This is a genomic window from Agromyces binzhouensis (assembly GCF_042672355.1).
Classification (GTDB): Bacteria; Actinomycetota; Actinomycetes; order Actinomycetales; family Microbacteriaceae; genus Agromyces; species Agromyces binzhouensis.
Window position 1 is genome coordinate 215,787 of the sequence record NZ_JBHXVJ010000001.1, and the last position, 20,759, is coordinate 236,545.

20 protein-coding genes are annotated in these 20,759 nt (G+C 72.5%); 2 read left to right on the plus strand and 18 right to left on the minus strand.

Going from position 1 to position 20,759, the window contains the following annotated elements:
• Positions 1 to 203: 203 nt before the first annotated feature.
• Genes ACFVHK_RS01090 through ACFVHK_RS01100 form a run of 3 tightly spaced genes read right to left on the minus strand, consistent with a single transcriptional unit; the run spans position 204 to position 4,339 of the window.
• Complete coding sequence (locus ACFVHK_RS01090) at positions 204 to 452, minus strand: hypothetical protein (RefSeq protein WP_376927200.1); 249 nt, start codon at positions 450 to 452, stop codon at positions 204 to 206.
• Positions 453 to 507: 55 nt separating this feature from the next.
• The gene (locus ACFVHK_RS01095; RefSeq protein WP_376927201.1) at positions 508 to 2,064 is read right to left on the minus strand and encodes a carboxylesterase/lipase family protein; all 1,557 of its coding nucleotides are present in this window, start codon (positions 2,062 to 2,064) and stop codon (positions 508 to 510) included.
• 55 nt (positions 2,065 to 2,119) lie between these two features.
• Complete coding sequence (locus ACFVHK_RS01100; protein ID WP_376927202.1) at positions 2,120 to 4,339, minus strand: ATP-dependent Clp protease ATP-binding subunit; 2,220 nt, start codon at positions 4,337 to 4,339, stop codon at positions 2,120 to 2,122.
• Between the two features lie 165 nt (positions 4,340 to 4,504).
• On the opposite strand from ACFVHK_RS01100, the gene ACFVHK_RS01105 reads away from it, so the two are divergent.
• Positions 4,505 to 4,996: a nitroreductase family deazaflavin-dependent oxidoreductase gene (locus tag ACFVHK_RS01105; RefSeq protein ID WP_376927203.1), complete on the plus strand. Its 492-nt coding sequence runs from the start codon at positions 4,505 to 4,507 to the stop codon at positions 4,994 to 4,996.
• A 21-nt stretch (positions 4,997 to 5,017) separates the two neighbouring features.
• Here ACFVHK_RS01105 and ACFVHK_RS01110 read toward each other — a convergent pair whose 3' ends face one another.
• The 9 genes from ACFVHK_RS01110 to ACFVHK_RS01150 all read right to left on the minus strand — a co-directional run bounded on the left by ACFVHK_RS01110 (position 5,018) and on the right by ACFVHK_RS01150 (position 13,602).
• Positions 5,018 to 6,181, minus strand: coding sequence for an FAD-dependent oxidoreductase (locus ACFVHK_RS01110; RefSeq protein WP_376927204.1), 1,164 nt, complete (start codon positions 6,179 to 6,181; stop codon positions 5,018 to 5,020).
• Positions 6,174 to 6,935 (minus strand): methyltransferase, encoded by a 762-nt coding sequence (locus ACFVHK_RS01115; protein WP_376927205.1) that lies wholly within the window; start codon positions 6,933 to 6,935, stop codon positions 6,174 to 6,176. Before ACFVHK_RS01115 ends, ACFVHK_RS01110 begins: the two co-directional genes overlap by 8 nt.
• A gap of 3 nt (positions 6,936 to 6,938) precedes the next feature.
• Positions 6,939 to 8,087 (minus strand): type III polyketide synthase, encoded by a 1,149-nt coding sequence (locus ACFVHK_RS01120; protein WP_376927206.1) that lies wholly within the window; start codon positions 8,085 to 8,087, stop codon positions 6,939 to 6,941.
• Positions 8,088 to 8,273: 186 nt separating this feature from the next.
• Positions 8,274 to 9,440 (minus strand): AI-2E family transporter, encoded by a 1,167-nt coding sequence (locus ACFVHK_RS01125; protein ID WP_376927207.1) that lies wholly within the window; start codon positions 9,438 to 9,440, stop codon positions 8,274 to 8,276.
• Positions 9,441 to 9,475: 35 nt separating this feature from the next.
• Positions 9,476 to 11,350: an alkyl/aryl-sulfatase gene (locus ACFVHK_RS01130; RefSeq protein ID WP_376927208.1), complete on the minus strand. Its 1,875-nt coding sequence runs from the start codon at positions 11,348 to 11,350 to the stop codon at positions 9,476 to 9,478.
• A 55-nt stretch (positions 11,351 to 11,405) separates the two neighbouring features.
• Entirely contained in the window at positions 11,406 to 12,077 is a 672-nt protein-coding gene (locus tag ACFVHK_RS01135) for a GAP family protein (protein ID WP_376927209.1), read from the minus strand.
• A gap of 86 nt (positions 12,078 to 12,163) precedes the next feature.
• Positions 12,164 to 12,787: a hypothetical protein gene (locus ACFVHK_RS01140; RefSeq protein WP_376927210.1), complete on the minus strand. Its 624-nt coding sequence runs from the start codon at positions 12,785 to 12,787 to the stop codon at positions 12,164 to 12,166.
• A 10-nt stretch (positions 12,788 to 12,797) separates the two neighbouring features.
• Complete coding sequence (locus ACFVHK_RS01145; RefSeq protein ID WP_376927211.1) at positions 12,798 to 13,160, minus strand: SHOCT domain-containing protein; 363 nt, start codon at positions 13,158 to 13,160, stop codon at positions 12,798 to 12,800.
• Positions 13,161 to 13,170: 10 nt separating this feature from the next.
• Positions 13,171 to 13,602: a DUF6325 family protein gene (locus ACFVHK_RS01150; protein ID WP_376927212.1), complete on the minus strand. Its 432-nt coding sequence runs from the start codon at positions 13,600 to 13,602 to the stop codon at positions 13,171 to 13,173.
• A 180-nt stretch (positions 13,603 to 13,782) separates the two neighbouring features.
• On the opposite strand from ACFVHK_RS01150, the gene ACFVHK_RS01155 reads away from it, so the two are divergent.
• The gene (locus ACFVHK_RS01155; RefSeq protein WP_376927213.1) at positions 13,783 to 14,178 is read left to right on the plus strand and encodes an SHOCT domain-containing protein; all 396 of its coding nucleotides are present in this window, start codon (positions 13,783 to 13,785) and stop codon (positions 14,176 to 14,178) included.
• A gap of 78 nt (positions 14,179 to 14,256) precedes the next feature.
• On the opposite strand, the gene ACFVHK_RS01160 is transcribed toward ACFVHK_RS01155, so the two are convergent.
• The 6 genes from ACFVHK_RS01160 to ACFVHK_RS01185 form a co-directional block, all read right to left on the minus strand.
• Positions 14,257 to 15,384 carry a hypothetical protein gene (locus tag ACFVHK_RS01160; protein ID WP_376927214.1) on the minus strand — a complete coding sequence of 376 codons (1,128 nt, stop codon included), beginning with the start codon at positions 15,382 to 15,384 and terminating at the stop codon, positions 14,257 to 14,259.
• A 136-nt stretch (positions 15,385 to 15,520) separates the two neighbouring features.
• On the minus strand, positions 15,521 to 15,928 hold the full coding sequence (locus tag ACFVHK_RS01165; protein WP_129235219.1) for a DUF7144 family membrane protein: 408 nt from the start codon (positions 15,926 to 15,928) through the stop codon (positions 15,521 to 15,523).
• An 89-nt stretch (positions 15,929 to 16,017) separates the two neighbouring features.
• A complete protein-coding gene (locus ACFVHK_RS01170; protein ID WP_129235220.1) occupies positions 16,018 to 16,515 on the minus strand; it encodes a DUF2017 family protein in 498 nt (165 codons plus the stop codon).
• Entirely contained in the window at positions 16,512 to 16,796 is a 285-nt protein-coding gene (clpS, locus tag ACFVHK_RS01175) for an ATP-dependent Clp protease adapter ClpS (RefSeq protein WP_376927646.1), read from the minus strand. Before clpS ends, ACFVHK_RS01170 begins: the two co-directional genes overlap by 4 nt.
• Positions 16,797 to 16,875: 79 nt before the next feature.
• Positions 16,876 to 19,545 carry an adenylate/guanylate cyclase domain-containing protein gene (locus tag ACFVHK_RS01180; protein WP_376927215.1) on the minus strand — a complete coding sequence of 890 codons (2,670 nt, stop codon included), beginning with the start codon at positions 19,543 to 19,545 and terminating at the stop codon, positions 16,876 to 16,878.
• An 80-nt stretch (positions 19,546 to 19,625) separates the two neighbouring features.
• Positions 19,626 to 20,756 (minus strand): class I SAM-dependent methyltransferase, encoded by a 1,131-nt coding sequence (locus tag ACFVHK_RS01185; RefSeq protein ID WP_376927216.1) that lies wholly within the window; start codon positions 20,754 to 20,756, stop codon positions 19,626 to 19,628.
• Between the last annotated feature and the right edge of the window lie 3 nt (positions 20,757 to 20,759).

The following is a 20,759-nucleotide window of genomic DNA, read 5'->3' on the forward strand; positions in this document are numbered from 1 at the left end:
GGCCGTGCCCCGAGGCGGGGCGGATGTCGCGGGCCGCGGCATCCGCCCCGTCTCGCGTCACCGCGTCACCGCGTCACCGCCTCACCGCGTCACCGCGTCACCGCGGGAGGAACTTCCGAGCGACACGCCGACGAGAGCGGGCCGACACGCCGCACGCCGCGGGAAAGTTCCTCCCGGGGCGACGCGGCGTCCTGCGTGGCCGCCTACGGACGCAGCAGCACCGTGATCGCGCGGCGGCCGGCCCGACGGCCTCGACGACGCCGACGAACTCGTGCGCGGCGCGGCGCGGTGCGGGCGTGCGTGGGCGTGACGCCGCGGCACGGCCACAGGTCGGACCCGCACACGCAGGCGGCGACGACGCGCACGACGGCGTCGCCACCGGTCGAGAGTTCGGGGTCGGGTACCTCTTCGAAGCGGATGCCCCGGGCTGCCTGGATCACGGTGGCGAGCATGCGTGCGAGCCTGCGCGGCCGCCCGGCGGCGCGAGTCCACGCGTACGCGGCGGGCTCACACGTGCGGCACGAACTCCTGCCACGCGCGGCGCTTCCTGCGCCGGGGATCGGCGACGACGCGATCGACGGCGTCGAACACGAGCGTGCGGCGGTGCCGCTCGTCGTAGCGGGGCCAGTCGTCTCCGGGTGCGGCGGATGCCGCGAACCCGGTCCAGTGCGCCTGCATCCGGCGCCCGACCGCGCGGAACATGCGCCGGCCCCCGAGCACGGTCAGCCCGGCGCCGACCGGGGTGTCGAACTTCTCGAACAGGGCGAACAGCTCGAGGCCGTGGGTCGCGTCGAGGCCGAGCCACCGCGCCGCGCGCGGCGCCGCGTCGAACCGGTAGCACCAGGTCGGGGCGTGCCGGGAGTGCCGCTCGGCCACCTTGACGCTCGGGAACCAGAACGTGAAGTCGCCCGCGAAGTCGGCCGCGGCACGGCGCTCGGGCAGGCCCGGGTAGCGCGCCTTGATCGCCTTGCGCGACCGCTTGGCGGTGTTGGCGAAGATGGCGCGGATGCGCGGCTTCGTCGTCGGCAGGATGTCGATGCGCCCCTCGAACAGCGAACCCTCGCGGTCGTTCGTGCCGATGATGAGCGGCACGCGGTGCGCGAGCCCGTCGCGGAACGCGTCGAGCGGTCGGTGCGGCAGGAACTCGCCGTCGATCACGGGGGCGAGCGCGATCGTGCCGGGGTGCTCGTCCGGCGTCCTGACGGTGAGCTCGGTCGTCGCATCGGCCAGCCGCATCGGATCGGTCGTGCGCAGCATCGCCGCGGCATCCTCCGGTGCCTCGCTGTCGAGGTCGTCGTCGTCGACCATGCGGGCGAGGATCCGCACGTACTCCGCCGCCCAGCGCTGCGCGATCTCGGGCGCGTAGACGGCGTTGGCAGGTGAGCTCTGCGCGATCGCCCGCGCGAAGAGCCCTTCGGCGGCGGGCACGGCGAGCAGGGTCGTGACCGAGTTGCCGCCCGACGACTCGCCGAAGAGCGTGACGCGATCGGGGTCGCCGCCGAAGGCGCGGATGTTCCGGCGCACCCACTCGAGCGCCGCGACCTGGTCGCGCAGGCCCAGGTTCACCTCGAGCGGATGCTCCGGCCGCGAGTAGGCGCGCAGGTCGAGCCAGCCGAGCGCACCGAGCCGGTAGTCGATCCCGACGTAGACGACGCCGTGCTCGCGCGCCATCCGCTCGCCCTGGCGGGGGTACTCGGCGGCGGAGCCGACGCTGTAGGCCCCGCCGTGCACGAACACCATGACCGGCCGGAGCGCGCCGTCGTGGTCGGCGTCGGGGGCGGTGACGTTGAGGCGCAGGCAGTCCTCGCTCCGCGCGAGGTGCTCGGCCGCGCCGAGGAACTGCCCGCGCCGGTGCTGCGGCGCGACGGGTCCGAAGCGTGTCGCGTCCCGGATGCCGTCCCAGGGGGCGGGCGGCACGGGCGCGCGGAACCGGCGGGCGCCCGCGGGGGCGGCGGCGTACGGGATCCCCCGCCACTGCCGCGTGCCGCGGCGGCGTCGCCCGCGGATCGCGCCCGTGTCGAGTTCCACGACCGATGACGCGTCCGACAGCACCCCCGGTGACATGCCCTCGACGGTACGTCCGCAGGGTGAACGGCGGGTTGCGGATGCGGCGGCCGCGCTACTCCTCCACGATCTCCGCGTCGATCACGTCGTGCTCTCCGCCCTCGGGCCCGACGCCCGCCTCGGGCGCGCGCGTCACCGTGAGGTGGTCGCCGTCCGGCGCGAGGCCCACCACGACCGTGTCGCCGTCGCGGATCTCGCCGGCGAGCAGCGCACGCGCGAGCCGGTCGGCGACCTCGGTCTGGATGAGCCGGCGCAGCGGCCGCGCCCCGTAGAGCGGATCGTAGCCCCGGTCGGAGAGCCAGGTCCGCGCGTCGGGCGTGACGCCGAGCTCGAGCCGGCGCTCGTGCAGGCGGGTCGTGAGCCGGTCGATCTGCAGGTTGACGATCTCGCCGAGCTCGTCGTGCGAGAGCGTGGAGAAGACCACGAGGTCGTCGAGCCGGTTCACGAACTCCGGCTTGAACGACTGGCGGACCGCCGCCATGACGGCGGCCTCCTTCTCCTCCCACGAGAGCGTCGGGTCGATGAGGAACTGCGAGCCGAGGTTGGACGTGAGCACGAGGATCACGTTCCGGAAGTCGACGGTGCGGCCCTGGCCGTCCGTCAGCCGACCGTCGTCGAGCACCTGGAGCAGCACGTCGAACACCTCGGGGTGCGCCTTCTCGACCTCGTCGAGCAGGATCACCGAGTACGGGCGGCGGCGCACGGCCTCGGTGAGCTGGCCGCCCTGCTCGTAGCCGATGTAGCCCGGAGGGGCGCCGACCAGGCGCGACACCGAGTGCTTCTCGCCGTACTCCGACATGTCGATGCGCACCATGGCGTGCTCGTCGTCGAAGAGCACGAAGGCGAGGGCCTTGGCGAGCTCGGTCTTGCCCACGCCGGTCGGGCCGAGGAACAGGAACGACCCGGTGGGCCGGTCGGGGTCGCTGACGCCGGCCCGTGCGCGGCGCACGGCGTCGGCGACGGCCGCGACCGCGGGTCGCTGGCCGATGACGCGGCGTCCGAGCTCGGATTCGAGGTGGAGCAGCTTCTCGGTCTCGCCCTGCATGAGCCGGCCGACGGGGATGCCGGTCCACTGCGCGATGACCGCGGCGATGTCCTCCTCGGTCACCTGCTCGTTGACCATGCGCGGCTCGTCGGGCGCCTGCTCTGCCTGCTCCGCCGCCTCGAGGTCGCGCTGCAGCTGCGCGATGGTCTCGTACTCGAGCTTCGACGCCTTCGCGTAGTCGGCCTCGCGCATCGCGCGATCGCGCTCGGTGACGGCCTCGTCGAGCCGCTTCTTGAGCTCGCCGACGCGGTTCAGCGACATCCGCTCGCGCGACCAGCGCTCCTCGAGCGCGGCCAGCTCGCGTTCGTTCTCGAGGAGCGTCTCGTGCAGGCGCTCGAGCCGCTCCTTCGACGCGTCGTCCTTCTCCTTCTTCAGCGCGAGCTCCTCGAGCCGCATCCGGTCGACCTGGCGCTTGAGCTGGTCGATCTCGACCGGGCTCGAGTCGATCTCCATCTTGAGGCGCGACATCGCCTCGTCGATGAGGTCGATCGCCTTGTCGGGCAGCTGCCGCGCGGAGATGTACCGGTTGGAGAGCGCGGCGGCGGCCACGAGGGCGGCGTCGGTGATGGTGACCCCGTGGTGGGCCTCGTACCGGCCCTTCAGTCCGCGCAGGATGGCGACGGTGTCCTCGACGCTGGGCTCGCCGACGAAGACCTGCTGGAAGCGGCGCTCGAGCGCGGCGTCCTTCTCGACGTACTCGCGGTACTCGTCGAGCGTGGTCGCGCCGATGAGCCGCAGCTCGCCGCGGGCGAGCATGGGCTTCAGCATGTTGGAGGCGGCGACGGACCCCTCGCCGCCGCCCGCGCCCATCAGCAGGTGGAGCTCGTCGACGAAGGTGATGATGCGCCCCTCGGCCTCGTTGATCTCCTTGAGCACGGCCTTGAGCCGCTCCTCGAACTGGCCGCGGTACATGGCGCCCGCGACGAGCGCCGAGATGTCGAGCGCGACGAGCTGCTTGTCCTTCAGCGAGTCGGCGACGTCGCCGGCCACGATGCGCTGGGCGAGCCCCTCGACGACGGCGGTCTTGCCGACACCGGGCTCGCCGATGAGCACGGGGTTGTTCTTGGTGCGCCGGGTGAGCACCTGGCTGACGCGGCGGATCTCGGCGTCGCGACCGATGACCGGGTCGAGCTTGCCCTGGCGGGCGATCTCGGTGAGGTTGACGCCGTACTGTTCGAGCGCCGACTTCTGCTCCTCCTGAGAGCTCGGCGCGCCCTGCATGTTGGCCACGGGGCTCCTTTCGACAAAGTTGAGTCTACTACGCTCAACTTGCGCACCGTGAGCGGCATTCCGGATGCCGCTCGCGTGCGGCCCGGGAACGGCACCGGGACGCACGGGAATCACGACGCGGACGCGCGCGTTACCGTGGAACGACACCCGAACAAGGAGGAACGGATGCCGCTCGAGGGCGACTACGCACCCAGCACGGCCAAGTGGGCACGCGACCAGGCCGAGACCTACGAGGCGACGGGAGGTCGAGAGGCGAACTCGCTGCGCGGCAGGCCCGTCATCGTGCTGACGACGGTCGGCGCGAAGAGCGGGAAGCTCCGCAAGACCGCGCTCATGCGCGTCGAGCACGACGGCGAGTACGCGGTCGTCGCGTCGCAGGGCGGCGAACCCGTCCACCCGGCGTGGTACTTCAACATGAAGCAGCAGCCGCGCGTCGAGCTCCAGGACCGCGAGGTCAAGCGCGAGTACCTGGCCCGCGAGGTCACGGGCGCCGAGAAGGAGCTGTGGTGGGGTCGCGCGACCGAGGTCTGGCCCGACTACGACGGGTACCAGGCGAAGACCGACCGCGAGATCCCGATCCTCGTGCTCACCCCGCTCGAGGCCGAGGCGACCGCGGACGACGCGGAGGACGCGGAGCACGACGGCACCGCGGCCTGACGACGGCGGGCGCCCCGGGCCTCACAGCCACTGCATGGTGAACGCCCGCCCGAGCACCCCGCGAAGCCCCGGCAGGCCGAGCACGCGCACCGCCGCGTTGCGGGTCCGCAACCGCAGGCCCGTCGCGGGTGCGCCCATGCGCATGTTGAACGCGGCCTGCCGCGTCGCGCGCAGCGCGGCCGCCCGCCGCGACCGGTCGTAGGCCGCGAACACGTCGATCGGGGCGGCCGCGGCGAGCGCGCCGGCGAGCTCCCGGTCGAGGTGCACGGCATCGCTCCATCCGAGGTTCATGCCCTGCCCGCCGATCGGGCTGATCTCGTGCGCGGCGTCGCCGACGAGCACGACACGGCCCGAGGCCATCGGGTGGGCGACGTGCTGCGCCGCCACGAACGCGGTTGGCGTGGTCGCGGCATCCGTGTCGAACGACGAGCCGGTGCGGGACTCGACGACGGTCGCGACCGCTGCGGCGTCGAGCTCGGCGGGCTCGCGTCGGACCCGCGCGACCCAGCGTCGCCGGCCGCCCGGCAACGGGAAGGACTCGACGACCCCCGCCGACTCGAAGTGCAGCAGCGCGGTCTCGGGCGCCCCCGTGTCGTCGCGCGTGTCGCACATGACGTACGACGCGCGGCCGCGACGCGGCTTCCAGTCGGCGCCGATGAGCGAGCGGATGCCGCTGCGCACGCCGTCGGCGCCGACGGCGTAGCGCGCCGGCACGTCCACCTGCGACTCGCCGTCGACCGCATGCACCACGAGGTGCGTGCCACGGTCGGTGACGCCCGTGACCTCGACGCCGCGCCGGATCGAGACGGTCCGGGCGCTGTCGATCCGCTCCTCGAGGAGGGCCTCCACCTCGAGCTGCGGCAGGGAGTGCACCAGCCCCGAGCGGGGGAACTTCAGCCGGCCGAGCGTCCGCCCGTCGCACGTGACGCGGCCGTCGCGGATCACGACGGCCCGGCGGCGCACCTCGTCGCCGATGCCCGCGGCCGCCAGGGCGCGGAGCCCGGGCGGGTGGATGCCGATGGCGCGCGAGGGCGTGGTGGCCGGGTCGGGTGCGTGCCGTCGCTCGAGGACCACCGCGTCGAGGCCGCGGCGCGCGAGGAGGCACGCGAGCAGGAGCCCCACGGCGCCGCCGCCGACCACGACCACGTCGTGCATCGGTCGCACGCCCGACTGAGGCTCACTCATCCGGGATCTCGCTGCCCCACACCAGTTCGAGCCTCGACGGGAAGCCGCGCTTGACGCGCCACCCGCGCGGGATGGCGCGCGCGAGCTCGGGCGCGGTGTGGCTGCGCCGGATCGACGTGAGCCCGTCGGGGCGGATGAACGAGCCCGCCAGCACGTTCCAGGCGAACGGCAGCGTCGCGGCCCAGAACCCCAGGTAGGCGCCGCGGCTGCGCTCGATGTCGCCGTGCACCCCGATGCCGCCCGGCGCCACGAGCCGCTCCGTGTCGGCGAGCAGCGCGCCGAGCTCCGCGGCGCCGAGGTGGTGCAGCACGTGGTTCGACCAGACCACGTCGAACGTCTCGCCCTCGGAGACGAGGTCGGCGGTCGTCGCCACGCGGGTCCGGAAGCCCGACGTCGCGAAGCGCGACGCGGCCGCCACGGCACGCTCGTCGGGGTCGATCGCCACGATCTCGAGGCGCAGGCCGTCGCGCGCGGCGAGCTGGAGGATCCGGTACGGCAGGTCCCCGCCGCCCACGCCGATGTCGAGCAGGCGAGCCCGGTGCGTGGTCCCCAGTCGCGGCCGCACCCACTCCTCGTACACGGCCGCCGGCCGCGACACGATGCGGTTCACGAGCCCGAACCGGTGGAACGTGCGCTCGAGTTCCGCGGGGTCGGCCGCCGGGTCGTCCATCAGCTCGCGCGCGTCCACGTCCCTGTGGTCGAGCGTGGCGAGCGCGTGCAGCAGCCCCGGCCCGCCGACGTCAGGTCGCGGCATCCGTCACCCCTTCACCGTCAGCAGCGCGGACTCGACGGTGAGTCCCGGTCCGAACGCCATCGCCGCGACGCGGTCGCCGTCCTCCGACGACGCGCGATCGAGGATGTTCCGCAGCACGAAGAGCACGGTGGCGCTCGACATGTTCCCGAAGTCGCGCAGCGTCTCGCGCGCGGGCTCGAGTTGCGGCTCGGTGAGCTTCAGCCGCGCCTCGACCTTGTCGAGGATGCTCCGACCGCCCGGGTGGATCGCCCAGTGGGCGACGCGCTCGCCCGCGGCATCCGTCGCGAGCCCGTCGGCGAGGTCGTCGTCGGCGGCGAACAGCGGTTCGAGCGCCCCGGTGATGTGGTCGTCGATGATCGCGGGCACCGCGTTGGAGAGCACCATCTCGAAGCCGTGGTCGCCGATCTTCCACGCCATGTCGCCCTCGCCCACGGGCGTGATGCGGGTCTCGAACCGATCGAGCGCGAACGCGCGCTCGCCGTCCTCCAGCGGGCGCGCCGTGACCACGCCGGCGCCGGCGCCGTCGGCGAACAGCGACGAGGCGACGATCGTGTCGGGGTCGTTGGAGGAGCGCAGGTGCAGCGTGCAGAGCTCGACGCTGACGACGAGGACGACCGCATCGGGGTCCGCGACGCAGAACTGCGCGGCCGTCCGCAATGCGGGCATCGAGGCGTAGCAGCCCATGAACCCGAGGTGGTAGCGCTGCACCGCAGGCCCGAGCCCGAGGTCGCGCACGAGCATGTAGTCGGGCCCCGGCGCGTAGAAGCCCGTGCACGAGACCGTCACGACGTGCGTGATGTCGGATGCCTCGATCCCGGGCGTCGCGTCGATGGCGCGCCGGCCCGCCTCGAGGTACATCTTCGTCGCCTCGACCGCGTAGATCTCGTTGCGCGCCTTCGTGCCCGGCATCAGCAGGTCGCCCGTCGTCCGGTCGAAGAACACCGGCTCGTCGTCGCGCTCGTCGAACGTGAGCTCCTCGAGCACGCTGTAGCGGCGTTCGATCCCCGACACGTCGAACGACGTCGTGATGATCCGCTGCGCGAGCCGGTTCAGGCCCGGCTGCGCGGCGAACACGTCGCGAACGGCCGGCTGCGGCAGCACGGTCGCGGGAACGGCCGTCGACAGCCCCCTGAGATGCACCCCCGCGCTCATGCCGTCGCCCTCGGATCGGTTCGTCGCTGCGGCATGGGTGCCCCCTCTCCCCGCTTGCAGACTAGCCGCGCGGGCCGCCGTCGATCCAGCGTCGCGGGCGCATCCACGGCTCGTGTTCAGCCGGATCGCGCCGCGACCCGGGCGAGCGCGTCGCGGTGCGCCGTCCGGCCCGGCTCGGGCGTGGACTCAGGCTCGTTCATCCGATGCGGGTTCCGGGGCGGATGCCGCCGCGCTCTCCGCCGTCTCGGCGTCGGGCGGCGCGGCGCCCGTGGTCGCCCCAGGCGGCACCTGGGCGGACGCGTTCCCGGAGAGCCAGCGCAGCCACCCGTTCCCGTCGCCGAGCAGCGCCTCGCGCGCCGCGAGGGTGAGCGGGATCGACAGGATGGCCCCCAGCGGGCCGATCACGAACGTCCAGAACACGACCGAGAAGAAGCTCAGCGTGAGGGAGAGATCCACCGCGTCGCTCACGAACTTCGGCTGCACCAGCACCTGCAGGACGACGTTGACGACGGAGTAGACAGCGATCACGACGAGGAGGAGCGGCACGCCTCCGACGACGAACGCGAGGACCGCGGGCGGGATGAGCCCGAGCACGAACCCGATGTTCGGGACGAAGTTCGTCACGAACGCGAGGATCGCCCACACCGCAGGGATGGGGATCCCGAGCGCCCACAGCGCGAGGCCGTCGATGATCGCGACGATCGCGCCGAACGACGCGTTCACGACGTAGTAGCGGCGGATGGACGAGTTGAGCGCGCGGATGCGCACCAGCCTGGGTCGGATGCCGGCGCCGAAGGCGGCCTCCGCACGCCGGTACCGTGCCGCGTCGGCGGCCATGAAGATCACGTAGGCGAGCACGAAGAACGCGGCGGTCAGGAACCCGAGCAGCCATCCGCCGAAGCCCTGGGCGAGGTCGACCAACGCCGACGGGTCGAGCGCGGAGGCCGTCGCGTCCGCCAGCTGGTCGCCGAGCCCGACCGATGCGAGCCACGAGGCGACGGATGCCACGGCCGCCTGCAGCTCGTCGACGACGTCGAGCACGAGGTCGGCGAACTCGACGCCGGCGAACACGAGCAGCGCCGCGAGCACCGCGAGGATCAGGTACACGACCGCGATCACCACGGTCGTCGCCGCCCACCCGGGCCACCCGCGCCGCTCCAGCGGATGCCGGATCGGATGCGCGATCACGACGAGCACGAGGGCGAGGGCGAGCGGGGCGACGAGCTCGCGCCCGAACCAGAGCGCGACGAGCACGAGCAGGGCGGCGATGACGGTAACGGCCCCGCGCAGGCTCGGGCCGCCGGAGACGCTCGGGCCGCCGGGGACGGGGAGGGGAGGCGCCTGATCGGTCACGGACCCCACGATAGGCGGCGCCTCCCCTTCCGTCGTCACGGCAGCACGATGTCGAACGACGGGTCGCCGGGCTGCAGGACCGACAGCAGCCGATCGAGCACCTCCACGTCGCCGGTGCGCTCGATACCCGGGCTCTCGCGGTCGCCGCCGAGGAGTGCGAGCATGCGCGGCTTCGACAGGGCCGTCGTCGCCTGCGCGCTCGCCTCGTCGGCCGGCTTCTCGACGTACACGAGCACGCCGTTGCGGAGCGTGACGCGGAAGTTCCGCCCGACGTCGGTGAACGTCAGGTCGAGTGCGAGGTCGAGGTCCCAGGCGCGCGGTCCGTCCACCGTGATCGCGATCGCGTCGAGCAGCTGCTCCGGCGTGAGCTGGGCGAGGATCTCGGGCGCCGCCGTCGAGGTCGGCGTGCCGAAGTTCTCGCCGCGCAGCTCCGTCGCACCCGAGAGGAAGAAGTTGCGCCAGGGCCCGTTCTCCGCCCCGTACGCGAGTTGCTCGAGCGTGTCCGCGTAGAGCGTGCGCGCCGCCGCGTGGTCGGAGTCGGCGAACACGGCGTGATCGAGCAGCGTCGCCGCCCAGCGGAAGTCGCCCTCGTCGAACGCCTGCCGGGCGAGTTCGACCACTCGGTCGACGCCCCCGATGGCCGCGACGTACCGCTCCGCGAGCGCCTTCGGCGGGTGTGGCCAGAGCCGTGCCGGGTTGCCGTCGAACCAGCCCATGTAGCGCTGGTAGATCGCCTTCACGTTGTGGCTCACCGAGCCGTAGTAGCCGCGCGCGTTCCAGGCGTTCTCGAGCGCGGGCGGCAACCGGATCTCCTCGGCGATCTCGGCGCCGGTCATTCCGCGGTTCAGCATGCGGAGCGTCTGGTCGTGCAGGTAGGCGTACAGGTCGCGCTGGAGGCCGAGGAACTCGCGGATCTCCTCCGCGCCCCAGGTGGGCCAGTGGTGCGAGGCGAAGACCACGTCGGTGCGGTCGCCGAAGCGCTCGATGGCCTCGGTGAGGTAGCGAGCCCAGACGTGCGGGTCGCGCACGAGCGCGCCGCGGAGGGTCAGCAGGTTGTGGAGGGTGTGCGTCGCGTTCTCCGCCATGCACAGCGCCCGCTTCTGGGGGAACAGGAAGTGCATCTCGGCCGGCGCCTCGGTTCCGGGCGCCATCTGGAACTCGATCTCGACCCCGTCGATGACGTGCGTCTCGCCGGTGCTTCGGATCTCGAGCGTGGGGACGAGGATGCCGGGATGCCCCTTCGAGGTCGACTGGCCGAGCCCGGCGCCGACTGCGCCTTTCGGTCCGCGCTCGAGCGCGGCGCCGTACATGTAGCCGGCCCGACGGCCCATCGCCGTTCCCGCGTACACGTTCTCGGCGACGGCTTCGCCGACGATCCCGATCGGCGCGATCACCTGCACGCCGCCGGGTCGCACGTCCTGCGGGTCCACGACGCCGAGCACGCCGCCGAAGTGGTCGATGTGGCTGTGGCTGAAGATGACGGCCGTCACCGGGCGGTCGCCGCGATGCTCGCGGTAGAGCGCGAGCGCGGCGGCCGCGGTCTCCTTCGAGATGAGGGGGTCGATGACGATGACGCCGGAGTCGCCCTCGACGAAGCTCACGTTCGAGAGGTCGAGGCCGCGCACCTGGTAGATGCCGTCGACCACCTCGAACAGCCCCTGCTTCGCCACGAGCGCCGACTGCCGCCAGAGGCTGGGGTTGACCGTGTCCGGGGCGTCGCCCGTGATGAACGCGAACTCGTTCGCGTCCCACACGACCTTCCCGTCGGCGTCGTGGATCTCGCCGGGCTCGAGCGCCCCGATGAACCCGCGGTCGACGGCCTCGATGTCGCGGCGGTCGTCGAACGGCAGGGATGACGCGAGCTCGCGCTGCTGCGCACGGATGGCCTCGGTCGCGTCGTTCTGGTGCATGGTTCCCTCTCAGGTTCTCTGACGGTCGCTACGGTGTCGCGGCAGGGCGCCGGACTCAGAAGTTGCCGACGCCCTTGCCGATCAGCACGACGCCGATCACGAGCAGGAGCACGGCCATGACGGTCGCGTTGTTGTGCACGAGCCATCCGCGCAGCCGCTCGAGCGGCGCGGCCATGCGCTCGGATGCCGCCAGGTAGGCGATCACCGGAACGGCGACGGATGCCGCGGCGATGAGCGTGAAGACGAGGAGCACGACCGCGCTCGGGCCCGCCCCGAGCTCGGCCGAGCCGATCGCGAGGCCCGCGCCGGCCCCGAGGAGGAGGTTCTTCGGGTTCACCGCGGCGAGCAGGAACCCGAGCCCCAACGCCCTGCCCGCCGTCATCGCATCGATCCCCGCCATCCACTTCGGCAGGGGCGGCTCGACGCCGGGTGCCGGGCGGCCGCGCCACTGCCGGAGGGCCAGGAACAGCAGGCCCGCCCCGAGCACGAGCTGCATGACCGCGGTGATCGGCTTCGGGTCATCCGCGTCGCCCTGCGGAAGGACCGCCGACAGCAGCGTGAACGCGGTCGCCGCGACCGCGATGCCGAGGACCCAGCCGCCGAGGAAGCCGACGCTCGTGGACCGGGCGCGCGGCGAGAGCAGCATCAGGATCGCGGCGATGATCGGGATCGGACTGATCGCGATGCCCACCGCGAGGGGCAGGATGTCACCGATGGCCGAGCCCACGGGCGGCCTCCTCGTCTGCGACCTCGGCCGCGTCGGGGACCCGATGCGGGTCCGCGATCGGGATGGGTCGGGGGCGGTCCACGTGCTCAGATCCGGATCGGGAACGTGGTGAGGATCGCGACGCCGACGATCGCGACGACGCCGGCCAAGGTGAGCAGGGTTCGCGCCACCCACGGGACGATCTCGCGCTGGGACATGGCAGTGAGGAAGAGCACGAGCGCGAACAGCACGGTGAGCAGCGAGTAGTTGTCGCCTCGCTGATTGTTCTCGAGGGCCTGGGCGAACTTCTCGTCGGCGCGGTCGTTCAGCTCCTGTGCCTCGTACGTGCCCTCGGGAACGTACTCCTCGCGCGCGAAGGGTGCTCGCTCGACCTGGCCGTCGCGGACCCATGCGCGGTAGGCCACCTCGAACTCCGGCGTGAACCGCTGGCGGATGTAGTCCGCCAGCTCGTCCTCGCCGCTCCCGGCCGCCTCGACGTAGGAGGCGTAGATGGTGAGGTCGAACGTGCGCGCCGACCTCGCCTCGCCCTCGGCGTTCGCGGCCTGGATCCGGGCGCTCGAGGCCTGGCTGAAGGCGATCGACATCTCGCCGCCCCACTTGGATGCCTGGAACCCGCACCACGCCGTCAGCACCGCCACGACCGACAGCAGGAAGACACCGACGATCTCCGTGGCGCGCTTCCAGCGGTCGCGCGTCTCGCCTTCGGTCATCGGGGCGCCGTCAGCCGAGCAGCTTGGCCTTCGCCGCGGCGAACTCGGCGTCGCTCAGGATGCCCTGCTCCTTCAGCGTCGCCAGCTTCTGCAGTTCGGCGACGACGTCGACGCCGGCGGCGGGAGCTGCCGGCGGCGGGGGCGGCGGGGGCGCCTGCATGGCCGCCTGCTGCGCGGCCGCCTGCTGGGCCTGGTACTGCTCGGCCTCCCACTGCTGCTGGGCGGCGGCCTGCTCCTCCGCCTGCTGATCCGCGTACCTGCCCTGCTGTCGACGTGCGACGCGACCGCTCACGGCGGTCGCGGTTCCGGCGACGACCGCGGTGCGCGCGGCCATCCCGATCAGGCCGGGTCGGCCCATCCGTCGAATCGGCATGACGTTCCCCCTACTCCTCGTCGCTCGCCTCGGCGAGCACCTCGTTCACGACGGTCGCCGGGATGCGCTCGACCTGCAGCACCTCGCCGCCCGATGCGGCGAACGCCGACGCGATCTTCTTCGCCCACAGCAGCTCGATGGCCATGATCGCGCCCGACGTGCCTGGCGGGATCGTGTCGGCGAGCTCGTCGATGTCCTCGTCGCCGATGACGCCGGACGCCTCGAGCTCGACGACCGTGAAGCCGGCCTCGTCCCGGAACTCCTCGTACTCGCGCACCGAGACCTCGCCGTCGCCGTCTCGCGAGACGATCAGCAGGTCGAGCAACCGGATCTCGTCGCCGACCATCAGTTCACCCAGCGCCGTCGCCGTCGCCTCGTCGAGGCGATCGCCCTCGAAGCTCACGACGTAGACGTCGACCGGACCGTACTCGAAATCAGCCATCGATTCCCCCCTGGAGAGCAGACTAGGCGCGTGCCGTACGCCAACGCCAGTCCCGATTCCAGTGCACCTCGCGGCACGCCGACGTGCCCAAGGTCCTCCCGCTCCGGACCCGCGCCGCTAGTGTGACGCTCGGGGGCGGCATCCGGCGTCCCCGTCGACGACTGGAAAGGCCCGACCCCCGTGGACTTCGCGAGCAACTTCTGGAACTTCATCTGGATCTTCTTCTGGAGCTTCGCCTTCATCGCCTACCTGTTCGCGCTGTTCGCGATCATCGGCGACCTCTTCCGCGACCACCAGCTCAACGGCTGGTGGAAGGCCGTCTGGATCATCTTCCTGATGTTCGTCCCGTTCCTCACGGCCCTGATCTACCTCATCGCCCGCGGCGACGGAATGGCGAAGCGGTCGGCCGCTGCGGCCTCCGAGGCGCAGGCCGCGACCGAGGCCTACATCCGCCAGACCGCGGGCGGCTCGGCGAGCCCGTCCGACGAGATCGCGAAGGCCAAGGCGCTGCTCGACTCCGGCACGATCTCCGCCCAGGAGTACGAGGCGATCAAGACCAAGGCGCTCGGCGCCTGACGCATCGACCGCGACGGCCGGGCACCTACGGGGCCCGGCCGTCCGCCGTCTCCGCCGTCTCCGCCGGAATCGGCCGGCTCAGGCGGTGACCGCCACGACCCGGCGGGCTCCGACCGAGCCGGTGTTGCGCAGGAACAGGATGATCCAGCTGAAGATCAGCAGGCCCGCGACGAGCTCGACCGCGGTGAGGTTGTAGTACCCGACCGCGAAGAAGACCGCGAGCACCACGATCACGCCGACGTACACCCAGCCGAGGATGACGAACACCCGCGGCATCGAGGGCAGGAAGCGCGGGAGCCCGATCACGATCACGGCGTAGACGACGGCCATGCCCGACGCGACCGTGTTGTGCAGGAGGAAGAAGTCGTCGACCGGGAAGATGCCGACGCAGGCGAGCAGGACCCCGATCAGGACGAGCCCGTACCGCACGAAGTCCCGGCCGCGCCGGTCGCGGTCCGTCGTCACCGGCAGGCCCGCGGTCGCGTACCGGGCGACGATCGTGACGATGGCGCCGGCGACGACGAGCGTCAGGTTGAACGCGAGCGCCGAGATGTCGTCGGTCATGCCGAGCGCGCTGAGGTTCATCTGCCACCAGTGGGGGTCGGTCGAGCTGAGCATCGCGGTCATGACGCCGACCACGAGGAACACGGCGAGCACGATCGACAGCAGCATCGGGGTCATGCGCACCGACGAGAGGAAGCACACGTACGCGGTCAGCGTGAGCGCGACCCCGAAGAGCACGGCGGCCGGCAGCGGGTAGACGGGGGCGTCGATGAAGCTCTGCTCGAGGACGTCGGCGAGCGCGACCCAGCCGAGCATGGCGATCACGGCGTGCGCGGCCGACAGGGCGACGACGTCGAACCACCGCAGCCGCGGCGACTCCGCGCCCCGGGGCCCGGTCGCGCTGCGCGTCGCCGCGGCATCCTCGACCGACGGATCGTCGGGCGCCGGCCCGAACCTCCGGCGCAGGAGGAGACGGCCCGCGACGAACGCGACGGCGGCGGCGATCGCCGAGCCGAGCGCGATGTACATGCCCAGGGAGTCCCGGCCCGCGATCGCGAGATCGCGACCCCAGAAGGCGATCAGGCCGATCGGCGTGGCGAGGACGAAGACGATCGCGCCGAGGATCAACGCCGACGACTCGGTCGACTCGGTCGTGCGCGTGGGCTCCCGCAGGATCCCCGCGATCGAGGACGGCTGGGACATCGCTCCTCCGCTCAGCGCCGCCCGTCGCGCCGTCGACCGGCGCAGGCGCCGGGCCCGCGGCACCAGACTGCCAGCAGCCCGGGCGCGACCGCCAGCGCCGGTCCGAAGGACCGCCTCGATGCGTGCGCTCGGAGGATCAGCGCCTCGCGGCGAGCTCCCTGCCGTGCACCGTGAGCGCGTAGATCACGAACACGTCGACGGCGATCACGATCGCCGACCACCAGGGCTGCAGGGGCAGCACCATGAGGTTCGCCAGGACGCTGAAGGCCGCGAGGATGATCGCCACGACCCTCGCCCACGACGCCCCGGCGAGCAGGGCGATGCCCACGAGCACGAGGAAGAGCCCGAGGAACAGGTGCAGCCAGCCCCAGCCCGTCGCGTTCAGGATCAGCAGCTCGCCGTCGGACGGCTTCAGGAAGTAGGTGTTGTTCGGCAGCAGGATCGCGATGAACCCGTAGATGGCGCCGATCGCGCCGGAGATGATGATCATCACCCCGGCGAACCAGCCCCATCCGACCCAGCCGGTGACGTTCGTGTCGGACATGGCGCGCCTCCATCCGGCACGCCCCCGCTGGGCGCGCCCACGCGCATCGTCCTACGATGCGCGATCGCGACCTCGGGACCTTCGGCCCGTCATCGCCCGATCGGGTCGAGCACCTCGAGCATCGAGCCCTGCACGATGCCCGCCCACTCGTAGGCGGCCCGCAGGTAGTCGTCGCGCTCGTCGTCGGCGGGCTCGGCCTCGTCCGGGTCGGTGACGCCGACGCGCTCGGCGAGGATCAGGCGCAGGTCGGTGAGGAAGGTCAGCCACCCCCAGGCCTGCGCCTGGTCGAGCTCGATCTCGACCAGGCCCGCGTCGCGCTCGGTGGCCGTGGCGTCGCGGACGGATTGGGCGGCCTGGCGCTTGCCGTCGACGAGGCTGTCGCGCGTGTAGCGCGTGAAGTCGTGCGCGGCCTCCCGGTCGTCGGGGTATGCGGACGGGAAGAGGCGCCCGAGCGCCGGGTCGTCGTCGCCGCCCAGGAGCAGGACCGAGTCGACCTGGTCGGCGAGTTCGGAGAGGAGCATGGCCTCCTCGGTCTCCAGCACGATCCGCACGCCGTCGGCGCCGCCCTCGCGTCCGGCGACGATCACGGCTCGGCCTTCGACACGGTCGCCTGGAGCCCGTAGCCGTGCATGGCGTGGACGTGCCGCTCCATGGCCTCGCGATTGCCGGATGCCACGACCGCGCGCCCCTCGTGGTGCACCTGGAGCATGAGCCGCTCGGCCTCATCGCGCGGGTAGCCGAAGTAGCTGCGGAACACGTAGGTGACGTAGGTCATGAGGTTGACGGGATCGTCCCACACGATCGTCTGCCAGGGCAGGTCGGGCCGGACGGCCTCGTCGGTGACGAGGTCGGCGTCGAGCTGCTCGATGGTGGACGTCACGATCCCAGACTGACACGCTCACGGCTCGCTCGCACGTCCCTTTCGTCGCGTCGCGACCGCCGCGGCGTCAGTCGTCCGCGGCCGGAACGGCGCGCCCGAGGGCGAAGGCGACCGCCTGCGAGAGGTCCATCGCCATGCCCGCCCGATACAGCGGCTCGAGGTCCTCGCGCGTCGGGTCGATCTCCTCGATCGAGAGACCTCGGATCCGCGTGATCTCGTGGTCGACGATCTTGGCGCCCGACGAGTTCCTGAGGCCGCGCACGGCGCCCGCGAGTCGAGCCGCCCGCTCCTCGTCGTCGGCCGCCTGCGCGAGCGCCGCCGCCAGCGACAGGAAGAGCACGACGGCCGAGACGTCGCGGTGCGGCGCGAAGAGCTCGAGTCCCTCCTCGAGGTAGTCCCACGCCGTCGCGATGTCGCCGAGCCTCGCGGAGAAGATGGCGACCTCGAACATGCCCCACCCCATGCCGAACTCGTTCCCCGCGGCGCGGTAGTGGTCGATGCTGAGGTGGAAGAGCTCGAGCGACTGCTGGACGTCGTCGTCGAGGTCGGACACGGCGAGTCCCCGGCCCCACGTGATGTTCCCGAGCCCGTTCTCGTCGCCCAGGCTCCGGAAGATCGCCTCGCCCTCGTCGTAGAGCCCGTACACCTCGGCGCGCACCTCGTCGGTGATACCCGTCGTCACGGCGGCCACGGCCTGGCCGATCGCGACGTTGTAGATCGCGTTCGCGATCTCGGCGGGGTCCCCGAGCTCCCGTTGGATCGCGAGCGCCTCGCGATAGGGCGGCACGCATCGCTCGATCTCGCCCTGCCACCAGTACACGCCGCCGAGCGCCTCGAGCGCCCGGGCCCGGTTGAGCGGCTCTCCGCCGGGGAGCGAGACGACGGTCTCCAACCGGCTCCGGCCCTCGTGGAGGTGGCCGCGCGACTGCCAGAACCGCCACGATGCGGCGGCGAGGCGGAGGGCGAGGTCGGTCTCGCCGTGCACGGCGGCCCAGTCGAGCGCGGTCCGGACGTTGTCGTGGTCGGCGTCGAACCGGTCCAACCAGGCGGATCGGTCCTCCCCCAGGACGTGCGCGGCGACGTCCTCCGCCCAGGCGACGTACGCCTCGAGGTGGCGCCTGTGCACGGCTTCGCCCGTTCCGCTCGCCTCGAGCTTCAGGAGCGCGACCTCGCGGATCACGTGGAGCGTGCGGAAGCGCGCCCGTCCGCCGGGCGCGGACACCTGTCGGAGCAGCCCCTGGTCGACGAGTTCGGCGAGGCCGGCGAGCAGGTCGACCACGATGTCGTCGCACACCCGCTCGATCTGCTCGAGGTCCGCGCCGCCGGCGAACACCCCGAGGCGCGCGAAGAGCTCCTGCACGGGAGGGTCGAGGAGGTCGTGGCTCCACTCGATCGCGCCCTCGATGGTGCGCTGCCGCTCGGGGAGGTCGATCGTCCCGGTGCCGGGCCGGGCCGGGTCGAGCCGGGCGAGGATCTCGGGCACGGGCAGCAGCCGCACGCGCGACGCGACGAGCTCGATCGCGAGCGGGAGGCCGTCGAGTCCGCGCACCAGCTCCGAGACCGCGGCCGCGTTCTCGGGCGTCACCGTGAAGTCGGGACGGACCGCCATGGCGCGATCGACGAAGAGCGCGACCGCGTCGGTGTCAGTCGCTCGGCTCACGTCGCGCCGGTCGGGGAGGTCCATGGGCTCGAGGGGCATCTCCTGTTCGGCGGCGATGCGGAGGGGCCCACGGGAGGTGACGAGGAACCGGGATCGCGGCGCGACCGACACGAGGTCGGCGACGATCGGCGCCGCGGGGATGAGCTGCTCGAAGTTGTCGAGGATGAGGAGCGCCTCGCGGTCGCCCATCCGCTCGAGCAGCGCTTCCCGGGGCGGCCGGTTGCCCGGCGACGAGTCCTCGCCGAGGGCGCGGAGGATCTGCGACGGCACGACCTCCGGATCGTCGACCGGCGCGAGGTCGACGAAGAAGACCCCGTCGCGGAACTGCGCGCCGATCTCGGAGCCGACCTGGAGGGCGAGCCGGGTCTTCCCCGTTCCCCCCGTGCCCGTGACGGTGACCACGTGCGAGGCCTCGAGCAGTTCGCGGACCCGGGCGCGTTCGCGGCGTCGCCCGACGAAGTGGGTGACCTGCGCGGGGAGGTTGTTCGGCACGGCCTCGAGCGAGCGCAGGGCGGGGAATCGGACGTCGAGCCCGGCGACGTCGAGCTGGAAGATGCCCTCGGCCTGCGACAGGTCCCTCAGGTGGTGCCGGCCGAGGTCGTGGAGCACGACGTCGACGGGCAGCTCGTGCTCCACGAGCGCCGCGGTCGATGCGGAGAGGACGATCTGCCCGCCGTGCGCCGCGGCCATGATGCGAGCGGCCCGATGGACGTCGAGCCCGATGTAGTCGTCGCCGCCCAGCAGCCCCAGCCCGGTGTGCAGTCCCATGCGGACCTTCGGCACGAGCCCCTCGGGCCAGTCGTGGCCCGCGATCCCCCGTTGCGCCGCCACCGCCGCGCTCACGGCCTCGATCGCCGAGGCGAAGGCCGCGAAGAACCCGTCGCCCTCGGTCTTGACCACCGTGCCGCCGTTGCCCGTGATGGCGTCGCGGACGAGAGCGTCGTGCTCCGCAAGCAGCGCCGGCCAGCGCTCACCGGCCGCCTCGACGAGGCGGGTCGAGCCCTCGACGTCCGTGAACAGGAAGGTGACCGTCCCCGTCGGGAGACGACGACGGCTCGTGGCAGCCGTAGTGGTCACACTCCGAGCCTGACAGGTTCGCGCCGAGACCGCACGCCCCAGTTCGCGGTGTGTCGGCCCGGCGACCCCCGGGCGCGCGCTCAGCGGCGCGTCGACGCCGTGACCGTGAACTTCGGGTTGCGTGCGATCTCCCGGGACGGACCGACGGTCCGCTCGAGCAGCGGTCGGTAGCGCAGGTGCGAGTTCCACACGCACCAGAGCTCGCCGCCGGGAGCGAGCACCCGCGCCGCCTCGCCGAACAGGTGCGTCGCGATGCCCGTGTGCACCGCGGCATCCGAGTGGAACGGCGGGTTCAGCACCACGAGCCGTTCGCTCGCGTCGGGCAGGTGCTCGAGACCGTCGGCGCGAGTCACCTCGACGCGGTCGACGACGCCGTTCGCCTCGGCGGTGAGGCGGGCGGATGACGCCGCCGCGGCGCTCCGGTCGGAGGCGCGCACCACGAGTCCCGGGCGCTCGCGCGCGAGCCAGGCGGCGACGACGCCCGAGCCGCAGGCGAGGTCCACGGCGGTGCCGGCGTCGGGCACCGCGTCACCGAGCACGCCGAGGAGGAACCTCGTGCCGATGTCGACGGTCGTGCCGGCGAAGACGCCGCCGTGCGCCACGACCTCGAGCCCGAGGGCGTCGTCGCGCGCGCTGCGCGGCCACGCCGCCGTGCGGGCCGGATCCGGCCGCGGCTCGGTCGCGACCAGCACGCGCGACTTCTGCCGGGCGTGCGTCACGTCGACGCGTGCGAACCACCGGTCGAGCACGTCGTTCATGGCGAGCGACATGTGCTTGATGCGCCCGCCTGCGAACACCCGCACGTCGGGTGCGGCGTGCCCCGCGATGAGGCCGGCGACTTCGTCGAGCCGGTCGAGCGCGCGCGGGAGCCGCATCAGCACGACTCGCGCGTCGGCGACGAGCTCGGGTGCGAGCGGGAGGCTCGTCGGGTGCTCGGCGGCCGGGACGCCCAGGCGCGCCGCGTTCCCGGCGAGCGCGCGCTCGCCCGTGATCGGGTCCTGGTGCACGCGGACGCCGCGCGCACCGGCCGCGACCGCGCCGAGCGCGAGCGCCCCGTACCCGTCGTCGATCACGACGACCGAGCCGCGCGCGGGCGCGGCGTCGGCGAGCGCGGACGCCGCCTCGTCGAGGACCAGCCGGTCCGCGGCATCCGCCGCTGCCAGCCCCGGCGCCTCGAGGTCGGGATACCGGCGGAGCGCATCGAAGTCCACGCC